Raw genomic sequence first — 20,401 nt, forward strand, 5'->3', positions numbered from 1 at the left:
TGATTGGGAGATGATAAAATGATACTTACAATAACGTATACCCAGCCTCCAGCAACTGATCTGGGGTACCTCCTTTATAAAAACCCTAAAAGGCCTCAGACTTTTGAGCTAAATCACGGTAAGGCACCCCTCAGATTGAAGCCCAGGTGATAAATAATACCGTAAACATAGATACCGGCTGTGTTTTTGGAGGTAAACTCACTGCATTTCAATATCCTGAACGAGAGTTTGTACAGGTTAAGGCATTAAATACCTATTATGAATCACCCAGGCCGTTTTTGCCTGAGGGAGAAAAAGTTGCAAAAAATGATCTAAGTAATGATAATGACATGATTGATATAAATGACGTTCTTGGTAAGAGAATTATCGCAACAAGGCTGTATAATAACGTTACAATTCAGGAAGAAAACTCAATGGCAGCTCTTGAAATTATGAGCAGGTTTGCAGCTGATCCTCATTGGCTCATTTATCTTCCCCCTACCATGTCACCCAGTGAAACAAGCGGTAAAGAAAGTATTTTAGAGCATCCTCATGAAAGCTTTGAGTATTTTAGGACTCGTGGAGCAGCAAGGGTTGTATGCGAGCAGAAACACATGGGCTCAAGGGCTGTTCTTGTTGTGTGCAAGGATGCAGAGGCAGCTGCCAAAAGGTTCGGGGTCACTGACGGCACCAGGGGGATATGTTATACCCGTACTGGAAGACACTTCTTTGAGGATATAGAGCTTGAGGAAGCACTTTTGGATAGGGTGAGAGAAGCCCTTAACAAATCAGGATTTTGGGAGGATTTTGACACCGACTGGGTGTGTCTTGACTGCGAACTTATGCCATGGTCAGCAAAGGCTCAGGCACTCCTTAGGGAGCAGTATTCAGCTGTAGGCATTTCAGGTAGGGTTGCCCTGGATGAAGCTGTCAGGCTTCTGGAAGCGGCTTCATCAAATAAAAATATTACTTATAGTGTGGATAAAAATACATCAGGTCAGAATGCGGACTTAAATGCCCTTTTGGGTAGGTTCAGGGAGAGGTCTGAATTCCTTAACAGGTATGTTGATGCGTACAGGATTTATTGCTGGAATGTGGACTCAATTGACGATTTAAGGCTTGCACCATTTCATATCCTGGCTACGGAGGGAAGTGTCCACTCAGACAAAGACCATTTATGGCACATGGAGAATATTAAGAAATACTGTGTCCAAAAGGATGGTATTATCATGGCAACAAACCATATAGTTGTTGACGTTACGGACAGTGATAGTGTATCAATGGGGACTACATGGTGGGAAAGCCTTACTTCCTCTGGCGGAGAGGGTATGGTGGTAAAACCTCTGGATTTTATAGTAAAGAACGGAAGAGAGCTTTTACAGCCGGCTGTTAAGTGCAGGGGCAGGGAATATTTGAGGATAATTTACGGACCTGAATATACCTTGAAGGAGAATATGGAGAGGCTTAAAAAAAGGTCAGTCTCAAAGAAGCGTTCTTTGGCATTACGGGAGTTTGCACTTGGAATGGAGGCCCTTGAAAGGTTTGTAAATAAAGAACCTTTATATAGAGTTCATGAGTGTGTATTCGGGGTGTTGGCACTTGAGAGTGAACCAGTGGATCCAAGGTTGTAGGAATTGTAATTTGTTGATACAGCTTGAAAATGTGCAGATATTATATATTGTTGTAGAATCATGAGATTTTTTGTTGTAAAATAAATTAAAAACAGTTTATAAATTATCTGTTGGGGGTCAGCTTGTGGAAACAATAAAGAATTTACCCATATCCAAGTACATTTCATTTTACAGCAATGTTTATAGAGATATCCCGGAATATAAGTATACAGATATACCGATTTTAAAAATGTTGAACAATAAAAAAGGACCCTTCTCAGATCACGCAGAGGTTTTACTCATTGCAGTCAGCAGCACGGATGGAATTGCTGCTGCTGCAACCCTGATAACAACCCAAAGGTACCCTGAGACATTGCAGGTGGCTTTTTTTGAAGCACTTCCCCATAAGTTTGAGGAAGTGGAATACATGTTTGATTATATAAAAAGCTATGCCCTGTCAATGGGAAAGCAGAAAATCATTATTGGACTCAACGGCCATGTTAATTACGGAATGGGAATATTGTGCAATAGATTTGATTCTCATATATCGTTTGGAACTAAGTTTAATCCCCATTATTATGAAGATTATTTTACAAAGCTTAAGTGCAAAGAGTATTTGATGCTGTCATTTTTGATGGATATGAACAAATATAATCTTGATAAGGAGAAGAAGCTTTTAGAAAGGGTCGGCAGGAATTTTACAATTCGAGAGGCTGACTTTTCCAATTTCCAGAGGGAAGTAGAGATTTATACATATCTTAATAATTTATGTTTTAAAAAGCATATGTTTTACTATGAAAGATGTGTTGATGAAGACTATGAGCTGCTGGAGGAGCTAAAGGGACACATCTCCGGAAAAAGCTTACTTATAGCCGAGAAGGATAATGAACCTATAGGATATATGCTATGGTATCCTGACTTTAACCAGCGAGAAATTAACAGGTTTATCATTTCAGAATTGGGGGTAGTACCGGAATATCAGGGCTCAGGTGCTGTGCTAGGGCTATTTCTCCGTTGTTTTGAGCTTGTCCGTGGTAAGTATGATTTTTGCGAAACATCATGGATATTGCATGAAAATCTAAGATCAAAAGGCTTCGGATACAGGTGGGGGGCAGAGGAATATAAAAGATACAAGGTGTTTGAGGTTTCTTTATGAGTATAATTATTAAATATGCTGCAGCCGATATACCGGATGATTGGGATAAACTTGCAGGGACAAATATGTTTCTTTTAAAGAGCTCTCTTGATGCGATTGAAAAGGCCAATCCCTGTGATCAAAAATATTATCTGTTTTACAGTGATACAGGTGAATTGGATTCTATAGCGGTTACATACCGGTTAAAAATAAATATTTTTACATATGGTGCACTGGACTTAAAAATACCTGTGACTGTTGTTGGAATACCTGCATCAGTCTCATCTCAAGGTTTTACTATTGGGAAGGATACTCAAAAGCTTGTTCAAAACCACTTTGAAGCCTTAAGAGGAGGCAAACTTATTTTAAACGTCCAAGAAGGGTATTGCTTCAGTGAATTTGCAAAGGGGCATACGCTTCCAAGCCACTTGCTTGAAATAAGATGGAAGAGTTTTGATGAGTATCTAGATTCATTAAGAAGCCATTATAGGTACAGGTTTAAAAAGGCAATTGCCAAGAGGAACATGCTTTCCATATCCAGGCTTGATAGCTCACAGTTTGATGATAGCTTTTACAAGCTTTATCTCAATGTTTACAACAAATCCCAGTACAAACTGGAGAGGCTTCCTATAGAGTTTTTTAAATCATTTCCGGCGGAAATCATAAGATTTGAAGCAGAAGGAAAGGCAATTGGCTTTGTGCAGCTTGCAAAGCACAACAATGTTCTGGTATTTTTGCTTGGCGGAATGGATTACGATGAAATAATAAAATATGACCTTTACCATAATATGCTTTTAAAAATTGTTGAGATTGGTATCCATGAGGGATGTTCGGCAATAGAGTTGGGACAGACGGCAGAGGACACAAAGCAAAAGCTTGGAAGCAAAAAGGTACCAAAAGAAATGTTCGCAAGCCATTCCAACAGTCTTTTAAGATGGATTTTATCAAAAAGCATGGGGTTATTAAGTTATAAGAGTAAAGAAATAGGTTTAAATGTATTTAAGTAAAGATATGGATTTAAATGTATTTGAGTAAGGATTGATAAAAAGGAGTGAGGGGTATAAAGGTATTGCTTGTGAGGCCCAAGTTTGTGTCAATAGTTGCAAAGTTAGAGCCCTTAGGGCTTGAATATGTTTCCGGAATGCTGAAAAGTATAGATATTCCATGTGATATTCATGATGAATTCCATATGCCTCGTTTTTTCAGGTACAAAAGGCTTATAGATAGGATTATAAAAGGCGGATATTCCCATATAGGGTTTCATGTAAATGCCAATACCGTTGATTACTGCATTGATACGGCAGCAAGGCTGAGGCAGGACCTGCCCCATGTAAAGATATTGGTGGGAGGGCCGGAAGTAGAGCATAATTATAAAGACTTTTGTAATGACTGTATAGACTATATTTTCTATGAAAACGGTCTTGTATCTGTTGAAAGAGTCTTTAAAAGCGGCTTTGACACTAAAGTCCTTGAAGAAGCAACAGGTATTGGATTTAAGGATGTACATGGTAAATGGATATTAAATGAAAAGGGGCCTCCCATATGTCAATACCATGTGAAGCCTGACAGGAGCCACTTTTATAAAACAATAAAAAGTAATTTCATAATTGGAAAAGGAAGCTTTGCAATAGCCAAAGCATCTTTTTCTTGTCCTTATAGGTGCAGCTTTTGCTATTGCACCAAGATGAACAGCGGATTATACACAGAAATGGACCTGGACTTGGTAATTGAAGATATTAAGTCTATCAACCACCAAAGAATATGGTTTGTAGACGATGACTTTTTGGTTAACAAGGAACGAGTGCTCCAATTCTGTAAAAAGATAAGGGAGCAAGGAATTAAAAAACAGTTTATGATTTACGGCAGGGCTGATAATGTGGTAAAGTGCAAAGACATTTTAAGTATCTTGTATGATGCAGGTGTAAGAGATGTTCTGGTAGGCCTTGAAGCCATTAACGACAATTTTCTGCAAGACTACAACAAGGAAACTACCAAGAAAGTTAATGAGGATGCTATAAGGGTACTTAGGGATAACAAAATCGTTTGTAACGGGCTGTTTGTGGTAAGTCACAATTCTACCAGACAGGATTTCAAGGACCTTATAACATTTATCAAAAATAACAGGCTTCTTTGGGTGGTTTTTGGCATATTTACGCCTTATAAGGGCTCCGATGCCTATGATGAGTATAACCAAAGGCTTGTAAAGTTCAGGTCTAAAAGGCTGGACGGCATTCATATAACAATAAAGCCGCAGCATATGACATCCCTTATGTTCCTTGTAAGGTTCTATATGCTATATGTAAAGACATATTCCAAGCTATATTTAAGGATTTTCAGAAAAAATGCCTATGTCACTCAAAATAATAAATGGTGGTAGGTAAATGGGGGCAGTCAAAATGGAAATGAAGTATCTTCTCATAAGGCCCAAGTATTTTGCAACAGTGGCCAAGGTGGAGCCTTTAGCCCTTGAATATCTTGCGGCGGTCCTGAAGGATGAGGGCAAAAAATGTCAAATACTTGATGAATTTGTGCACGGTTATCTATTCAGGTACAAGAGAATAGCAGATAAAATAAAAAAAGAAGGCTATAATGTAATAGCATTTCATTTAAATGCCAATGAGGTAAGCTATGCATTAAAGACCATAGAAAAACTCAAAAAGCAGTTTCGCAATTTGACAGTTATTGTTGGAGGTCCTGAACCTACGGTAAATTATAAAGATTTTTGTGTTGAAGGGATAGACATTGTTTACTTTGATAACGGACTAAGCTCCTTCAAGGAAATGGTAAGGCATGATTTGGATGGGAATGCACTTAAGAGATGCCCCGGTATTTGTTATAAGCTTGATGGAAAATGGAATGAGAATCCAGGCTCATTGCCTGTTGATGATTTTATAACAGAACCGGACAGGACGGTTTTCTTTAAGGATAAGAAGAAATATTTCATTGTAGGCAAGGGTCGTTTTGCTATGCTTAAAACTTCTTTTTCATGTCCGCAGAAATGCAGCTTTTGCTTCTGTAAAAAGCTCAATTCGGGAAAATACACCGAAAGGCCTGTCGAAAAGGTCATAAATGAAATAATCCAGTTGGGGCATGACAGGATTTTTATTATTGACGATGACTTTTTGGTAAACAAGCAAAGGGTTATTGAAATATGCAACATACTAATAGAAAGAAATATCCGAAAGCTGTTTATGATTTTCGCAAGGGCAGACAGTATAATTATGAACAGGGACATCCTTCCTCTTTTGTATAAGGCAGGATTCCGTGATTTTTTGGTAGGATTGGAAGCTGTAAAGGATGAATATTTAAAGGATTATAATAAAAACAGCTCCACCGATACAAATGAAGAGGCCATTGATCTTCTAAACAAAAACGGTATTATATGCAACGGGCTTTTTGTTATAAGCCATAAGTTCAGCCAAAAGGATTTTTTCAGCTTGTACAGGTTTATAGCACGGAAAAAGCTTAAATGGGTATTGTTCAGCATGATTACGCCTTATAAGGGAACAGAAGCATATGAGGAATTCAAAGACAGGATATACAGGTATATTCCAAAAAGACTGGAAGGAACCCACATACTTGTAAAGCCTGTAAGGATGTCTGCATTACTTTATTATATCAACTTTCATATGCTTTATATTTTGCATTATCCAAGGCTTTATTATTATACCCTTATAAAAAAATATGATAAGCTTGTTGGCTGGGGGGAGGAAAAGATTTGAAGGTAATGCTTGTAAGACCAAAACCCCATAAGGAAACCATAGGTTTACAAAGCGTTATGGTGTGTGAGCCGTTGGAGCTTGAGTATCTTAGTGCGGCACTAGAAGAAGAGGGGCATGAAACTGTCATAGTGGATATGATACTGGAGAAAAAGCCCATAACTTATTTTACCACCCTTCATAAGCCTGACGCAGTGGGTATAACAGCATATATATCCCATGTCAATGTTGTAAAAGAGTATGCTGCCGATATAAAAAGGGTTGACCCTAAAATAACTGTCATCGTTGGAGGCGTCCATGCTGAGGTTTTGCCTATGGATTTTTCGTCAGACAGCATTGACCATATTGTATGTGCTAATGGTATTAGGACCATGGTGCAGCTTTTAGAAAAAAAAGTAGTCTATAGTGGAGCTGCAGGAGAGGAAAGTATAGATGGTGTTTATCAAAAAGGCAAGCCTGCTGTAAAGGAAACGGGTTTTAACTACCCTCATCCTTTACGAAGCAAGGTTTCAAAATACAGAAAAGACTATTATTATATGTTCCACAGGCCGTGTGCCCTTATGAAGACATCCTTTGGCTGTCCCTTTAATTGCAGCTTCTGTTTTTGCAGAGAAGTGACAGACCACAAGTACTTCACAAGGGAAATTGAGGATATGGTAGCTGAGCTTGTCACACTTCCTGAAGATGAGATATATATAGTGGATGATAATTTTCTTGTAGACAGGAAGAGGGTTCTACTTTTTTGTGAGCTCCTTAAAAAAAATAATATTAATAAAAAGTTTCTTATATATGGAAGAGCCGACTTTATTGCGAAAAATGAGGATGTAATAAAAGTATTTTCAATCCATGGATTAAGGGCAGTGATTGTAGGGCTGGAATCCTGTGATGAGGGTGAGCTTGACGGATACCATAAGAATACTACTGTCGAAATAAATGAAAGAGCTGTATCCATCCTTAACAAGTATGGCATTGAGTGCTACGGTACATTTATCCTTGGGATTGAGTGGACTAAGAAAGAGTTTGATGCATTGCTTAAATGGATAAAGAAGCTAAAGCTCTGCTTTATAAACCTGCAGCCTTTTACTCCGATGCCGGGTACATCCCTATTTAAAGAGTATGAAAACAGCATTATAATACCAAGGGATGAATATGAAAAGTGGGATATGGCTCACCTGGTGGTTAAGCCCACAAATATGTCACAAAGGAAGTACTACTACAATATTTTGAGGGTTTACAGCAGGGTGACGTTAAGTGCCGGAAACATCATAAAGCTGGTCAGGAATTACGGCTTCTTTGAGTCCCTGAGGCTTTTTCCCGGGTCAATGACCATTGCGTTTCAGTATTATAAGAAAATCATCAGTGGGTAGGAGTGCATATGAAGATACTGCTAATAAAACCTGAAATAGTAGGAATATTCAGCTATACCCGGCTCATGGACCATGAACCCTTAGAGCTTGAATATTTGTATACAGTGCTTACAGTTGAAGGCCATAAAGCTTATATATATGACAGGCGATATGAAAAGACATCCCTTAAAAAGAAGCTTATTAAAGAGCGGCCGGATATAGTGGCTATAACAGGCTCTGTTACCCAGGAAAATATAATGAAAAAAATTGCGGTAGAGGTTAAAAAGCATGACAAAAGCATAACAGTTGTTGTTGGGGGAACTCATGTAGAGTTAAACTATGAAAACTTCTATTTGGATTATATTGATTTTATTTGTCATACCGGGGATTTGGATTCTTTTGTAAAAATAATAAGCTTTTTACAAAAGAAAAATTCCAAACTCTCTGACATAAAGGGCATAGCATATAAGGAAGGACAAAGCTGGGTTCTGACCCCTAAATGCATTGCAGATCCTAATGATCTCCCGGTGCCTGACAGAGAATATTTTGAAAAAAACAGGCATTTATTCAGGTACCTTGATTACAAGACCCTTGCACTTGTGAAAACAGCCTACAGCTGTCCTTATAAATGCAGCTTCTGCTACTGTACAAACCTAAACAGCGGCAAGTATCTTACTAGGGACATTGACAGGGTGGTTGACGAGATAGAGGGCATAAGTGCACCTTATATCCATATTGTAGACGATGACTTCCTTGTGGACACAAAGAGAATCAAGGATTTTATACGACTTGTAAGGGAAAAGAGGATACAGAAAAAGTATCTTATCTATGGCAGGGCAGATTTTATTGCAAATAATGAAGCAATCATGAAAGAACTGAAGGAAATAGGTCTTTGCCTTGTTATGGTTGGACTTGAAGCCATGGATGATAGACAACTTAATCGTTACCACAAAAAGACAAAGAGCCGCGACAACGAAAGGGCTGTGGAGGTACTTAACAGCTTGGGGGTTGAATGTGCTGCCCTCTTAATAGTTAATCAGGATTCAACCAAAGAGGACTTTGTAAACATATATAAATGGGTAAAAAAAGTAAAGCTTATGAACGTAACGGTATCAATATTTACACCCATGAAGGGCAGCAGGGACTACGACCAATACAAGGATGAAATAGTTGACAGGAGAGTTATAAGGCAGGATTTATTTCACCTTATTATTAAGCCTAAGAATATGGGAAGGTCTATGTTTTATATTAGATATTATATCCTGCTTATCAAACTGTTTATAAACGGAAAGTCCAACGACCGAGTTTATGATGCGGTTAATGTGGAATTTATATTGAAATTAGTTGGAATTTTGGCAATGAAAATTATTAGAAGGGTCAGGTTATAAACATGAAAAAGAAAATACTTCTCATACAGCCAACTCCATATGATCCTCAGGGTAAGCTTATAAAAAAGAGCATATTGTACTTTGTAGGGCTTTCTCTGCCGCTGCTTGCGGCGTTGACACCGAAGGATTATGAGGTCGAGTTATGCTATGAGACCATTGAGGATGTTGATTTTGATACCGATGCATCATTAATAGGTATAAGCAGCATGGGACATGGAGTATTAAGAACCATAGACATTGCCAAAGAGTTTAAGAAAAGAGGAAAGACAGTAATTTTAGGCGGGTACATGGTTAGCCTAATGCCTGAGGAAGCTGCAAAGTACTGTGACAGTGTGGTTATCGGTGATGCAGAGGAAGCATGGAAGGAATTGCTGGAAGACTATAGAAGAGATGCTTTAAAAAAGGTCTATAAGAAACAGCTTCAAAACCTTTCAACTCCTTTACCCAGATATGACCTTATAGTAAAGAAGCGTATCGGGAATTTTCTGCCGGTTCAGGCAGGTAGGGGATGCCCAAACACTTGCAGCTTCTGCTCGGTTTTCTGCCTTTATAAAGGCAGTTACTTAAAGCGTGATATAGATGAAGTCATAAGGGATATAAAAGAGGTTAAGAGGCTTGGATTTAAAAGGTTTTTGCTGCTGGATGACAATATATTTTCAGACAGGAAATACGCCTTTAGTTTATGCAGAGAGATCAGGAAGCTTAATATGAAATGGATGACACAATGCTCTATTGACATTGCAAAGGATACAGAGCTACTGAAGATAATTTCAGAAAGCGGTTGCATGGCATTAAGCTTTGGGCTTGAGAGCATATCAAAGGAAAGCCTTCGGAGTATGAACAAAGCCTGGGCTGATCCGGACAGTTACGGAAGCCAGATCAAAATAATACAAAGCTACGGCATAGACATTTCTACCGAGATGGTGGTTGGTGCGGAGGGAGATACGTTGGAGTCCATAAGTGCAACAGCAGACTTTATAACCGCCAATGGCATAATGGTACCCAGGTTTTATATCCTTACTCCTATTCCCGGAACTAAATATTACTATGATATGATGAAGGAAAACAGGATATATAAGCACGACATATATAGATACAACGGAACCGAGGCGGTCCATATTCCCAAAAACATGTCGCCGGAGGAGCTTACAGATGCTTACTGGAGCCTTTATAGAGAGGTTTTTTCATATGGCAGCATTATTAGACGAACCTTACTTAATACAAATTCTCTAAAAAGACCATTTATGTGCATATTCTATTTTTTTGTCAACCTGTATTATAGAAGGCAGATATATCAAGGTATTACACCAAACATATTTTGAATTAAAATTCAAAATGTTAAAATAGAAGATATCTATATAAATGCTATATTTTATTAAAGATTTCGTCTCGTTTACCGATATATGAAATGACTTTGTTTCACAATGTAGTTAACATAAAAAACGAGGCGGTATTATTTATGAAAAAAATAAATAAAAAAATAACCGATAACAAGTCTTTGAGTTCTAAATCTCAAAAAGTATTGGAAATCTTGCGTTCTTTTAGTAATTTGATGGAAGACAATTGGATTACAAGAAAATTATTAAGAAATTCAAAGATAAAAGTCCGTCTTATGGTTTCTTTTATAGGCCTATCAATAATTCCTCTCACACTGATTGGAATTTTCTCCTACTCTTTATCCAGTAAAACTATAGATTCAAAGATCAGAACATATTCCAAGCAATTATTAAGAGAAACAGGCATAAAAACTGAGGACTTATTAGGAAAGTATAAAAGCTATGCCCTTGAATTATCACTTTCTGAAGATGTACAGAAGAAAATTGAACTTATCTTAAACGGAGATAAGTATTCCAGTTTTCAAGCTTTGAGTGATCTCAATAGCACTATGATGGTAAAATTCTCAACACTTAAGGATGTGTCCTTTGCTACTATTATGCTGGATAATGGAAAGTTTATTAACTATAAAGATGTAAATAGCCTCTATAATACTGAGGTTACAAACAAATTGAAAAAATTGGCAGATGATAATAGTGTTCAAGATATTATATGGTCTACTGAAACATTGGATTCGAAACACAATTTGATATGTGTAAAAAAAATTAAAGGGCTATCATGGAGCAAGAGTTCGGGGTATTTGGTAATTGGAATAAGCAATGAAAATTTTCTTAACATATATAAAGACATATATATCGGAGATGGGTCAGAGCTCCTTGTAATGGATTCCAAAGGTAAAGTTATATCATGTTCAAATACAGGACATCTTGGAAAGATATATGATGATAAAGGTCTGATAGGTAAAATTCTTGAAAATAAAGATGAGAATAATATTTTTGATTATAACAACAATATGATTTCTTACAAAAAAATAACCGGCACAGATTGGTATTTGGTAGGTAAAATACCACTTAAATTTATAAATGCAGAACCGAATAGGATAAAGAATTCATTAATTATTTTCATACTTGTGTGCCTTGGCCTATCGTTGTTTTTAGCTTATCTTATATCAGGAAGCATATCAAGACCTTTGGACAAGATGATTTATATGATTAAAGAAGCAAAAAACGGAAATCTTGCTATTAGCATCAGAGATAATAGTAAGGATGAAATAGCAATTGTTACTGCAAATTTCAATGAAATGGCTTCAAACATCAGAAAACTTATAGAACAAGTCCATTTTTTAGCTGTAAACAACGTTTTAAAGAGTTCGCAATTAATTGCCGACTCATCTAAACAATCTCATGTTGTATCGGAACAAATAGCAAAGGCTATTCAGGAAGTGGCAAGCGGCTCGTCAAACCAGGTTGATGAGGTGTTTAACACTGTATCCAATATGAATATGCTTGACGAGAGTTTTAGCAAAGTTGAAGAAAATATGGTTTCTGTATTTAAAATGGTGTCCAATACCAAAGAATTGAGCCAATTTTCCTTAGAAACTGTCAAACACTTAAATGATAAAGCATATGAAACATATACAGCTTCTAAAGATGTAATAGAAGACATTGTTGATTTAAATCACTATATGAGTCAAATAAAAAAGATTGTGGAGGCTATAGTTGGCATATCCAGCCAGACAAAATTGTTAGCTCTCAATGCATCTATTGAGGCAGCAAGGGCAGGTGCTTCAGGAAAGGGATTTGCAGTAGTTGCAGGTGAAGTAAAGAAGCTGGCACAAAAATCCGAAGAAGCATCCATTTCAATAAATAATATTATCACTAACATTCAACAGAAAACTCAGCATACAGTTGATGTTGCATACAAGGCAAACAACATTCTAGATGAACAGATGGAAGTAGTTAAGGAAACAGACAGTTCTTTCCGCAAGATATATGAAGCCATGCTTAGCATATCTCAATGTGTTGAGAATGTGTCTCAATCCTTAAATAAGGCTATTAACTCAAAGGATAAGGCTGCCAACTCCATAGAAAGCATATCTTCACTTGCCAATCAGGCTGCTGTTTCAGCAGAGGAAGTTGCTGCAAGTACCCAGGAACAAATAGCTAGTTCGGAAGAGCTGGCACACTTCTCTGAAGAGTTAAACAATATGGCTCATAAGCTTGAAGAAGCTGTCGGCAAATTCATACTCAAATAGTTGTTAATATAGTTATACAAACCCAAAATCAGGAGGAGAAACCATGAAAAGGATTTTTTTCAAAGCACTTGGTTTTGTTTTACTTGTAATGCTTTTAGGTTCAACTATTGGATGCAGTTCAGGCGGAATAGAAGAAGGCGATAAAGTTGGAAAAGCCAATAATGGAGAATTGTCCCAGCAAAGTGATTTAAAAAATAACGGACCACAAGTTGAGCTAAAGGTTGCTGTTTTTGACAGGGGGACTGCAGGTTATGTTGCAGAGAATAATTTCCAAACCAGATGGATTCAGGAGAAGTTCGGTAATCCCAATAATATAAAAGTAACATTTGTGCCCATACCCAGGTCTCAGGAAGTTGACAAGCTTAAGGTGCTTATGGCTTCAAACCAGGCTCCTGATATATGTTTTACTTACAATGGCGATGTAGTTGTGGACTTCGCTAAAAATGGAGGACTCACAGATTTGACAGAGCTTGTTGATAAGAATGCACCTAACTTAAAGAAATTCCTTGGTGGAGATTTACTTAACTTCGGAAGGTGGGACAATGTACAATATGCTGTCCCAGCAAAGAGAGTAATGGTAGCGGCTGAATCAACTTTTATAAGAAAAGACTGGCTGGACAAGCTTGGCTTACCTGTACCGAAAACGACGCAGGACTTCTATAATACAATGAAGGCCTTTAAGGAAAAAGATCCAGGTAAACTCGGGGGCAAAGTGATACCATTTACATTTGCCGTAGATCCCAACAATATTTTCTGGGGAGTGCATCCTTTAGTAGATTCATTTAAGGAAAAAATATCGGATGAAGATACTTTCAGTTTGCCCAACTGGGTGGTGCCCGGATTTAAGGAAGGCATGAGATTTTTAAATAAAATGAATAATGAAGGACTTATAGATCCAAAGTTTGCAATAGATAATGGAAAACAGAATGATGACAATATAACACAAGGTTTGGCAGGTGCATTTATACATACTTTCGATTTGGCCTACAGGTCAGGAAATTTATCAGATAAACTTAAAACTGTTGCTCCCGATGGTCAGTATGTTCCCATTGATCCCTTTGTAAATAAAGAAGGCAAACACTTGAAAATGAAATTTAATCCTAACGGCTTATTTATAATAGTTCCAAAAACAAGCCAAAGAGCTGTTGAAGCGATAAAATATCTTGAGTGGATGTCTGATCCTGAAGTATTATTCTATTTGCAAAATGGAGAAAAGGGAACCCACTATCTGGATGAGAAGGATGGAATACCTGTAAACGTAGTTCCAAACGACAAGCTTGCAGATGATAAAAAAGCAAACTTTATAGATTTGTCGATTATTGTTAATGGCAAGGAATTCGGAAGTGAAGAAAGGAACGTGGAAGCTGCTTCCTATGGTTATCCGGGATATGAAGAGCTTTATAAACAAGCTTATAGTGCTGCAATGAATGATGCAACGTTTCTGCCTCATCTGGACAGGGCAATAGAATCAAAAGCCAAATACAGCAAAGTGTTGGCGGAAAAGGATGTAGAAATATTCATAAAATCCATAACATGTAAACCAAGCGAATTTGACCAAACTTATGATTCCCTTGTAAGCCAGTACTTAAAAGCAGGAGGACAGGAAGTAATTGATGAAACAAGGGCTGCATATAAGGCGATGAAGAAATAATAAAGCTAATTTCAAATATAAAACGATCTCCTCTTTGGTTTCAAGACTTAAGAGGAGACTTTTTTGTGTCTGGAAAATTGTGGTGTGTTCTACACTGCAAATAAATGATAAAATTGTATTGATATATAAAAAGTGATCAAACTAATACATTTGTCTTTGTGTATGTTATATTTGGTTTGGAGGGGTACATATGAAAAGAAAAGCTCTTTTGATGATTTTTGTGTTGTTGTGTAATTTGATTACACAGTATTCAACTGTTGAGGCAGAAGGAGCACCTGGAACTGTAGCAGGTGATGTTCATTATGGCTATGCAACATACTACGGAGGAGGCTATGAGGGTGGATGTGCCATGCTCGATCCAGTTTCCAAGGATTATTTTGTTACAGCACTTAATATCTTTGACTACAACACTGCCCAGATGAGCGGGGCATACCTTGAAGTTACAGGGCCTCTGGGAAAAATCAATGTTCTGGTTACTGACCTCTTACCTGAGGGGCAAAAAGGTGATCTGGACCTTAATATCGATGCATTTCCCCATGTAGCCAACCCTATAGACGGAAAGGTGCCTGTATCCTGGAGGATAATACCCCTAAATACCGATGGCCCGGTGCAATACAAGTATAAGGAAGGAAGTTCACAATACTGGATGGGTGTTCAGGTAAGAAACCACAGATACCCCATTAACAAGCTTGAGTATATGGATCAAAGCGGTAAATTTATTGAGCTTCCCCGCAAAAATTATAATTATTTCGAAAGTACGCAGATGGGACCAGGCCCGTATACCTTTAGGGTAACAGATATCTATGGACAGGAAATAATCGATAAAAATATACCCTTTACAGGCAGTGAGACAACAGTATCCGGCACCAATCAGTTTCCGATCAGGAACAATACAACAACGGTGACACCAACACCAACTCCTTCGCCAACTCCATCAATAGTGAACAAATTTTTTATCTCAGGAGCTATAAAGCCGGATGTTGATGTTAAAAATGATGCTCTTAACAAAGGATTTACAGTGAGAATATCAGGGACTCAGTTTTCAGCAAATACGGACAGCAATGGAAATTTCAAAATTGATGGCATACCTGAAGGTACCAACAGTGAACTTATAATAACCAAACCTTCGTTCCTGACGAGAGATTTAAGCTTAGGCAGGATCAATTCAAATATTACCGTAAAAAGCCCTATAGATATGTGGGTGGGGGATGTTGAGGTCAATAATATCCAGGATGGTGCCATAAATATGTTGGATGTTATTGAAGTCGCAAAGGCATATAACGAAACCCAAAACGATCAGAATTACAGCCAAAAGGTAGACCTTAACCAGGACGGCAAAATCAATATTGCTGATGTCATCTTAATAGCAAAGCATTTCGGCAAAACTTCAAAAGATTATGGGATTTAACAAATTAATGGAAAACATTTATGGTTAAGAATCACACAAATTGAGTAAAATTCCTCAAGTATTTATTTTAAAACTACATAAAATATCATTGTGAAAGTATTTTACTTTTACAATGTATTTATTCAGATGATTTAATTAAAAATCGGAGGAGGAGTTAATATGGCAAGCTGTCAGAAAATACTTTGTTCTGTAGGAAGCTGTATCTTTAATGAATACAAGGAAAACCTTTGTACATTAGATGCAATTCAGGTTAGTGCTGCTGCAAAGTCAGACAGCGGTGCACCTTATGATGAAACATTGTGTGCAAGCTATAAAACTCACGACAAGAAGAAATAGTAATTAAAGTAGTTAGAGCCTGATCCCATGTTTAAGCAGGGGTCAGGCTCTTAATATTTGGAAAGCGATAATATTTTCTTAATAATATCATAGATTTTTATTAAGAGGAGTTTTATTTATTTGGATATTTACCTTTGGTTTCTTTATGGACTTTAATAATTATATCCGAAAGATGCCTGATAAACCTTTTTAAAGCTTGTTTTTGAACAGTATTCATGATTATATATTCCTTTTTAATAACCGTCACTTAAGTATATTAAAATATATGAATGTCCAATGACCGGATATTATTATAAGATCCGCAGCAGATTCAAAAGAAAGGCAGGGTATTATGAAATCAGAAACAAAACAGTCAGCGGCTTTATATGTACGTGTCAGTACAGAGGAGCAGGCAAAAGAGGGATACTCAATACAGGCACAAACTGAAGTCTTGACTCAATACTGTAAACTCTATAACATAGAAATTTTTAAGGCATATAGAGACTTGGGTATATCCGGAAAAACTATAGGAGAGAGACCCGGCTTGGCTGAGCTTTTGGATGATACAGATAAGGGTTGCTTTAATTTTGTCATTGTGTGGAAGATTAGCAGGCTTTCCAGAAGCTTGAAGGACCTGATGATATTAGTTGACAGATTTGAAAGTAAGGGTATTTCATTTATAAGCTATTCTGAAAAGTTTGATACATCAACGCCAGTGGGTAGGATGACTCTCCAGATATTGGGAAGTATTGCGGAATTTGAGCGGAATACTATTATCGAAAATGTCAGGCTTGGATTGAGACAAAGGGCTAAGGAAGGTAAATGGACAGGGAATCATGTCTTAGGATATGACAATATTGATAAGAAAATTATAATTAATGAGAGTGAAGCTGAATTGGTAAAGCAGATTTACAAAATGTATATTGAAGAGAATATGGGTTTCAGAAAAATCGCAGACACATTGAACAAGGAAGGTTACCAAACAAAACGAAAGGGGCTTTTTGGCCATGATTATATAAGAAGAATACTTACCAATCCAGTATATAAGGGCCTTGTGAGGCACCAGCTAAGATGTGGAAACGAATATTACGAGGTGAGAGGAATCCATGAGCCCATTATTTCTGAAGAAATTTTTAGTCATGCTCAAGAAAAAGTAAAAAATCGCATAAGGATAAGGTCAAATGCAAATAAGGTACATATTTTAGCAGGATTACTAAAGTGCAGAAAGTGCGGGTCCAATATGATAGGAAGCCTCAGTAAGACTCATGGCAGGGAATACAGGTATTACAAATGTGGCAAATATCATAGGCAGGGAACTGCTGCATGTACTTCCAATTTAATAAATGCAGAGCAGATAGAAGGAGAAATTTTTAAAAGGGTGGGGGAAATAGTAAGAAACCCAATGATTGTAAATATGGCAGTAAAGGAAATTGAAAGAAGGGCTGGTGATGACACTCAAATCAATAATAAAGCATTAGAGAAGATCAATATTGAGCTGGGCAGGTTGGTGAGTTTAAAAAATAAATACTTTAAGCTTTTTGAAAATGATAAAATTAATCCGGTACTATTTACCCATAGAATTGAAGAAATACAAATCCAGATGGAAAGATTAAGCAGTAGGAAAATTGAACTGGAGGATGCAAGTGATGATTGGATACCAGCTATTTCAAGGGAAGAAATAGAAGAATATCTAAAATCCTTTGACAGAATTATTGGATATATTTCATGGGAAGACAAAAAGGAATTTTTGCAGTATCTAATAAAGTCAATAAAGCTGGACGAAGAAAAAAAAATTGATAGCATTGAGTTGCAATTTCCACTTCATGGATAATACCTAAAGCCTGTCCTTTCAAATATGCAAAGAACAGGCTTTTTTAACTGGCAGTAATGTCAAGCATTATTTTGAAGCATTTACAAAAATAATGCTGCTATATATACCGCTGTTTGGCATAACTACTCTTTTATTGTCATCGGTTTCAAGGATAGTGAAGAGAACCTGAATCTCTTTTACCTTGCCCGCCAAGTCCTGAGATTTAACCCGGTCTCCAACATTAAAAGGCCTGAATATCAGTATAAGCACCCCTGCTGCAAAATTTGCCAAAGTACCTTGGAATGCAAGCCCGATAGCCAAACCTGCCGCTCCAAATAATGCAATAAAGGAAGTCATTTCTATTCCTATTAACGATAAAACCGATATTGCCAGCAGCAGTTTTAATGAAATGCCTAGAAGCGAAGAAAGGAACGAAACTAATGTATCATCATTGTATGCTTTTTTAAGCAATTTTTTTGCTGCATTTACTAATATTTTAATGAGATATAATCCCACAATTAATACAGCAGCCCCAAATAAAATCTTACTTCCGATAGAAACAATCAAACTGAATATAAAATCGGAATTCAAATACTTATCTAAAAAGTTCATATAACTTCTCCTTTTAAATACAAATTGTTCTTGTTAATAGGTGGTTTGTTATTTCTTTTTTTGAGAAACAACAAGATTTGCAGTTGAAAGCATGCTGTTAGGAATAATTACCTTTGTACCGTCCTCTGTAAAGCCAACCGTATGCATAATTTGAATTTCCTTAACTTCTGCAATAACCCCTTTAAACTCTAGCACTTCTCCAACTTTAAACGGTTTGAAAAATAGAATAAGAACTCCCGATGCAAGGTTTGCCAAATTCCCCTGTAGTGCAAAACCTATTGCAAGGCCTGCTGCACCAAGAACAGCAATAAAGGAAGCAATTTGTATTCCCATTATTGAAATAATACTGATAAAAAGAACTATCTTTAACAGTATACCTATCACAGATTTCAAAAAACTGTTTAAGGTCACATCTTTAATGCTTTTTTTAAGTATTCTTTCCGTAGACTTTGTCAAAAGACCGATCAGCCAGAGTCCAATGATGAGTGTTGCTATTGCTGCAACCACTTTCCCGCCATAAATCATCATTATATTTTTGATAAAATCAAGTTTTGGCATAATAAAAAATAACCTCCTAAAGAAAAATATAGTTTAGTATTTTCTGTTTATAAATTTGTCACCCATTCTTTTCATACCCAAGTTTATAAGCCTTTATTGAGATGATTTTTACATCTTCCACAGGCTTATTGTTATTTCCCACTTTTACAGTTGCTATCTTATCTACTACATCAAGCCCTTCATACACCTGGCCAAAAACTGAGTGCTTACCGTCAAGCCACGGTGTACCGCCAACTTTTGAATATGAATCAATAAGCTTATCATCTATTCCTGTTAATTTTAAGTGTTCTTTCAACTCATCATCTATGACAGGATTCTGCACTATGAAAAACTGGCTGCCGTTGGTATTAGGGCCTCTGTTTGCCATGGAAAGTGCACCTCGGATATTGTAAAGCTTATTGCTAAACTCATCTTTAAAGGGCTCACCCCAGATACTCTCACCGCCCATACCTGTCCCTTGAGGGTCTCCGCCCTGGATCATAAAATCGTTTATAACCCTGTGAAAAATAAGGTTGTCGTAATAACCTTTATTTGCATGTGTAACAAAATTTTCTACAGTAAGGGGAGCATCTTCACTGAAAAGCTTTATCTTTATATCGCCGTAGTTGGTTTTCATTACAGCAACCATATCGCCTTTAATTGGTTTTGATAGCTGGTAACTAAACGGGGAAGAGGAAGCGTGAAACTTTGCAGTAAGTTCCTCAAGTTTTTTAGGTTCCAGATTCTTCTTTGAATTGCTGATAACAATGATACCCTTATCGTAAAATACCTGTTTACCAAGGGCATTTTCTGCCAAAGCCCTTAAGGGAACAAGCATTCTGTCATTTATTATTTGAGCAGGCTCGTCCAATGCAATTTTGTTATTGTCAATGAACATTATTTTGTTATTTGATGTGAATTTCACACTGCTGCTGTTAAAATTAATTGTAGCTGTTTTGGACTTACTGTCAAAGCTTACCTTTGCGCCAAAATTCTCAGAAATAAACCTTAAGGGGATAAGTGTTCTCCCGTTTATAACAAGTGCTTTAACTTCCTTATTGAGTGAATCAATATATGTATCTGTGTTGTTTGCATATGCCATATTGCTGTTTGCAAATAACACAACTGAGTCTTTTAGTTCGTTTTCCAATTCGGGTGTAAGTCCAAATACATTTAGGCTGCTCAGGGCAAGAAGCAGCATTATGATGATTCCGGTAATCTTTTTTGCCAACATGATAAATCTTAACCTCCAAATTAAATATTTTGTGTTTAAAGTATAACACAAGGTGTGAGCAGGTGCAA

At 37.0% G+C, this 20,401-nt stretch carries 17 protein-coding genes and 1 pseudogene; 14 read left to right on the plus strand and 4 right to left on the minus strand.

Annotated elements, in window-relative coordinates:
- Positions 1 to 18: 18 nt before the first annotated feature.
- The 14 genes from VIO64_RS13835 to VIO64_RS13900 all read left to right on the plus strand — a co-directional run bounded on the left by VIO64_RS13835 (position 19) and on the right by VIO64_RS13900 (position 17,971).
- A complete protein-coding gene (locus VIO64_RS13835) occupies positions 19 to 150 on the plus strand; it encodes a hypothetical protein (RefSeq protein WP_331919193.1) in 132 nt (43 codons plus the stop codon).
- Positions 147 to 1,610 (plus strand): polynucleotide kinase-phosphatase, encoded by a 1,464-nt coding sequence (locus VIO64_RS13840; protein ID WP_331919195.1) that lies wholly within the window; start codon positions 147 to 149, stop codon positions 1,608 to 1,610. The genes VIO64_RS13835 and VIO64_RS13840 overlap by 4 nt, the downstream gene beginning before the upstream one ends.
- Before the next feature lie 124 nt (positions 1,611 to 1,734).
- Entirely contained in the window at positions 1,735 to 2,745 is a 1,011-nt protein-coding gene (locus VIO64_RS13845) for a GNAT family N-acetyltransferase (RefSeq protein WP_331919197.1), read from the plus strand.
- Entirely contained in the window at positions 2,742 to 3,731 is a 990-nt protein-coding gene (locus tag VIO64_RS13850; protein WP_331919199.1) for a hypothetical protein, read from the plus strand. Before VIO64_RS13845 ends, VIO64_RS13850 begins: the two co-directional genes overlap by 4 nt.
- Before the next feature lie 83 nt (positions 3,732 to 3,814).
- Positions 3,815 to 5,101, plus strand: a complete 1,287-nt coding sequence (locus VIO64_RS13855; protein WP_331919201.1) for a B12-binding domain-containing radical SAM protein — start codon at positions 3,815 to 3,817, stop codon at positions 5,099 to 5,101.
- A gap of 4 nt (positions 5,102 to 5,105) precedes the next feature.
- Positions 5,106 to 6,446, plus strand: coding sequence for a B12-binding domain-containing radical SAM protein (locus VIO64_RS13860; RefSeq protein WP_331919203.1), 1,341 nt, complete (start codon positions 5,106 to 5,108; stop codon positions 6,444 to 6,446).
- A 5-nt stretch (positions 6,447 to 6,451) separates the two neighbouring features.
- Positions 6,452 to 7,810, plus strand: coding sequence for a B12-binding domain-containing radical SAM protein (locus VIO64_RS13865; RefSeq protein WP_331919265.1), 1,359 nt, complete (start codon positions 6,452 to 6,454; stop codon positions 7,808 to 7,810).
- Positions 7,811 to 7,818: 8 nt separating this feature from the next.
- Complete coding sequence (locus tag VIO64_RS13870) at positions 7,819 to 9,177, plus strand: B12-binding domain-containing radical SAM protein (protein WP_331919205.1); 1,359 nt, start codon at positions 7,819 to 7,821, stop codon at positions 9,175 to 9,177.
- Between the two features lie 2 nt (positions 9,178 to 9,179).
- Entirely contained in the window at positions 9,180 to 10,499 is a 1,320-nt protein-coding gene (locus VIO64_RS13875) for a B12-binding domain-containing radical SAM protein (protein ID WP_331919207.1), read from the plus strand.
- A gap of 137 nt (positions 10,500 to 10,636) precedes the next feature.
- On the plus strand, positions 10,637 to 12,766 hold the full coding sequence (locus VIO64_RS13880) for a methyl-accepting chemotaxis protein (protein WP_331919209.1): 2,130 nt from the start codon (positions 10,637 to 10,639) through the stop codon (positions 12,764 to 12,766).
- A gap of 43 nt (positions 12,767 to 12,809) precedes the next feature.
- Positions 12,810 to 14,417, plus strand: a complete 1,608-nt coding sequence (locus VIO64_RS13885) for an extracellular solute-binding protein (protein ID WP_331919211.1) — start codon at positions 12,810 to 12,812, stop codon at positions 14,415 to 14,417.
- Positions 14,418 to 14,607: 190 nt separating this feature from the next.
- Positions 14,608 to 15,825 carry an expansin EXLX1 family cellulose-binding protein gene (locus tag VIO64_RS13890; protein ID WP_331919213.1) on the plus strand — a complete coding sequence of 406 codons (1,218 nt, stop codon included), beginning with the start codon at positions 14,608 to 14,610 and terminating at the stop codon, positions 15,823 to 15,825.
- A gap of 159 nt (positions 15,826 to 15,984) precedes the next feature.
- On the plus strand, positions 15,985 to 16,161 hold the full coding sequence (locus VIO64_RS13895; protein WP_331919215.1) for a DUF1540 domain-containing protein: 177 nt from the start codon (positions 15,985 to 15,987) through the stop codon (positions 16,159 to 16,161).
- A 331-nt stretch (positions 16,162 to 16,492) separates the two neighbouring features.
- Entirely contained in the window at positions 16,493 to 17,971 is a 1,479-nt protein-coding gene (locus VIO64_RS13900) for a recombinase family protein (protein ID WP_331919217.1), read from the plus strand.
- 66 nt (positions 17,972 to 18,037) lie between these two features.
- On the opposite strand, the gene VIO64_RS13905 is transcribed toward VIO64_RS13900, so the two are convergent.
- From VIO64_RS13905 to VIO64_RS23125, 4 genes and pseudogenes are all read right to left on the minus strand, one after another.
- Positions 18,038 to 18,562 carry a mechanosensitive ion channel family protein gene (locus VIO64_RS13905; protein WP_331919219.1) on the minus strand — a complete coding sequence of 175 codons (525 nt, stop codon included), beginning with the start codon at positions 18,560 to 18,562 and terminating at the stop codon, positions 18,038 to 18,040.
- 48 nt (positions 18,563 to 18,610) lie between these two features.
- Entirely contained in the window at positions 18,611 to 19,120 is a 510-nt protein-coding gene (locus VIO64_RS13910) for a mechanosensitive ion channel family protein (protein ID WP_331919221.1), read from the minus strand.
- A 58-nt stretch (positions 19,121 to 19,178) separates the two neighbouring features.
- Complete coding sequence (locus VIO64_RS23120) at positions 19,179 to 19,748, minus strand: peptidylprolyl isomerase (RefSeq protein ID WP_414705289.1); 570 nt, start codon at positions 19,746 to 19,748, stop codon at positions 19,179 to 19,181.
- A gap of 135 nt (positions 19,749 to 19,883) precedes the next feature.
- A pseudogene (locus tag VIO64_RS23125) lies at positions 19,884 to 20,333 on the minus strand (copper amine oxidase N-terminal domain-containing protein); the annotation flags it as partial.
- Positions 20,334 to 20,401 lie beyond the last annotated feature (68 nt).

The sequence above is a fragment of the Pseudobacteroides sp. genome, from assembly GCF_036567765.1.
Lineage (GTDB): Bacteria > Bacillota > Clostridia > Acetivibrionales > DSM-2933 > Pseudobacteroides.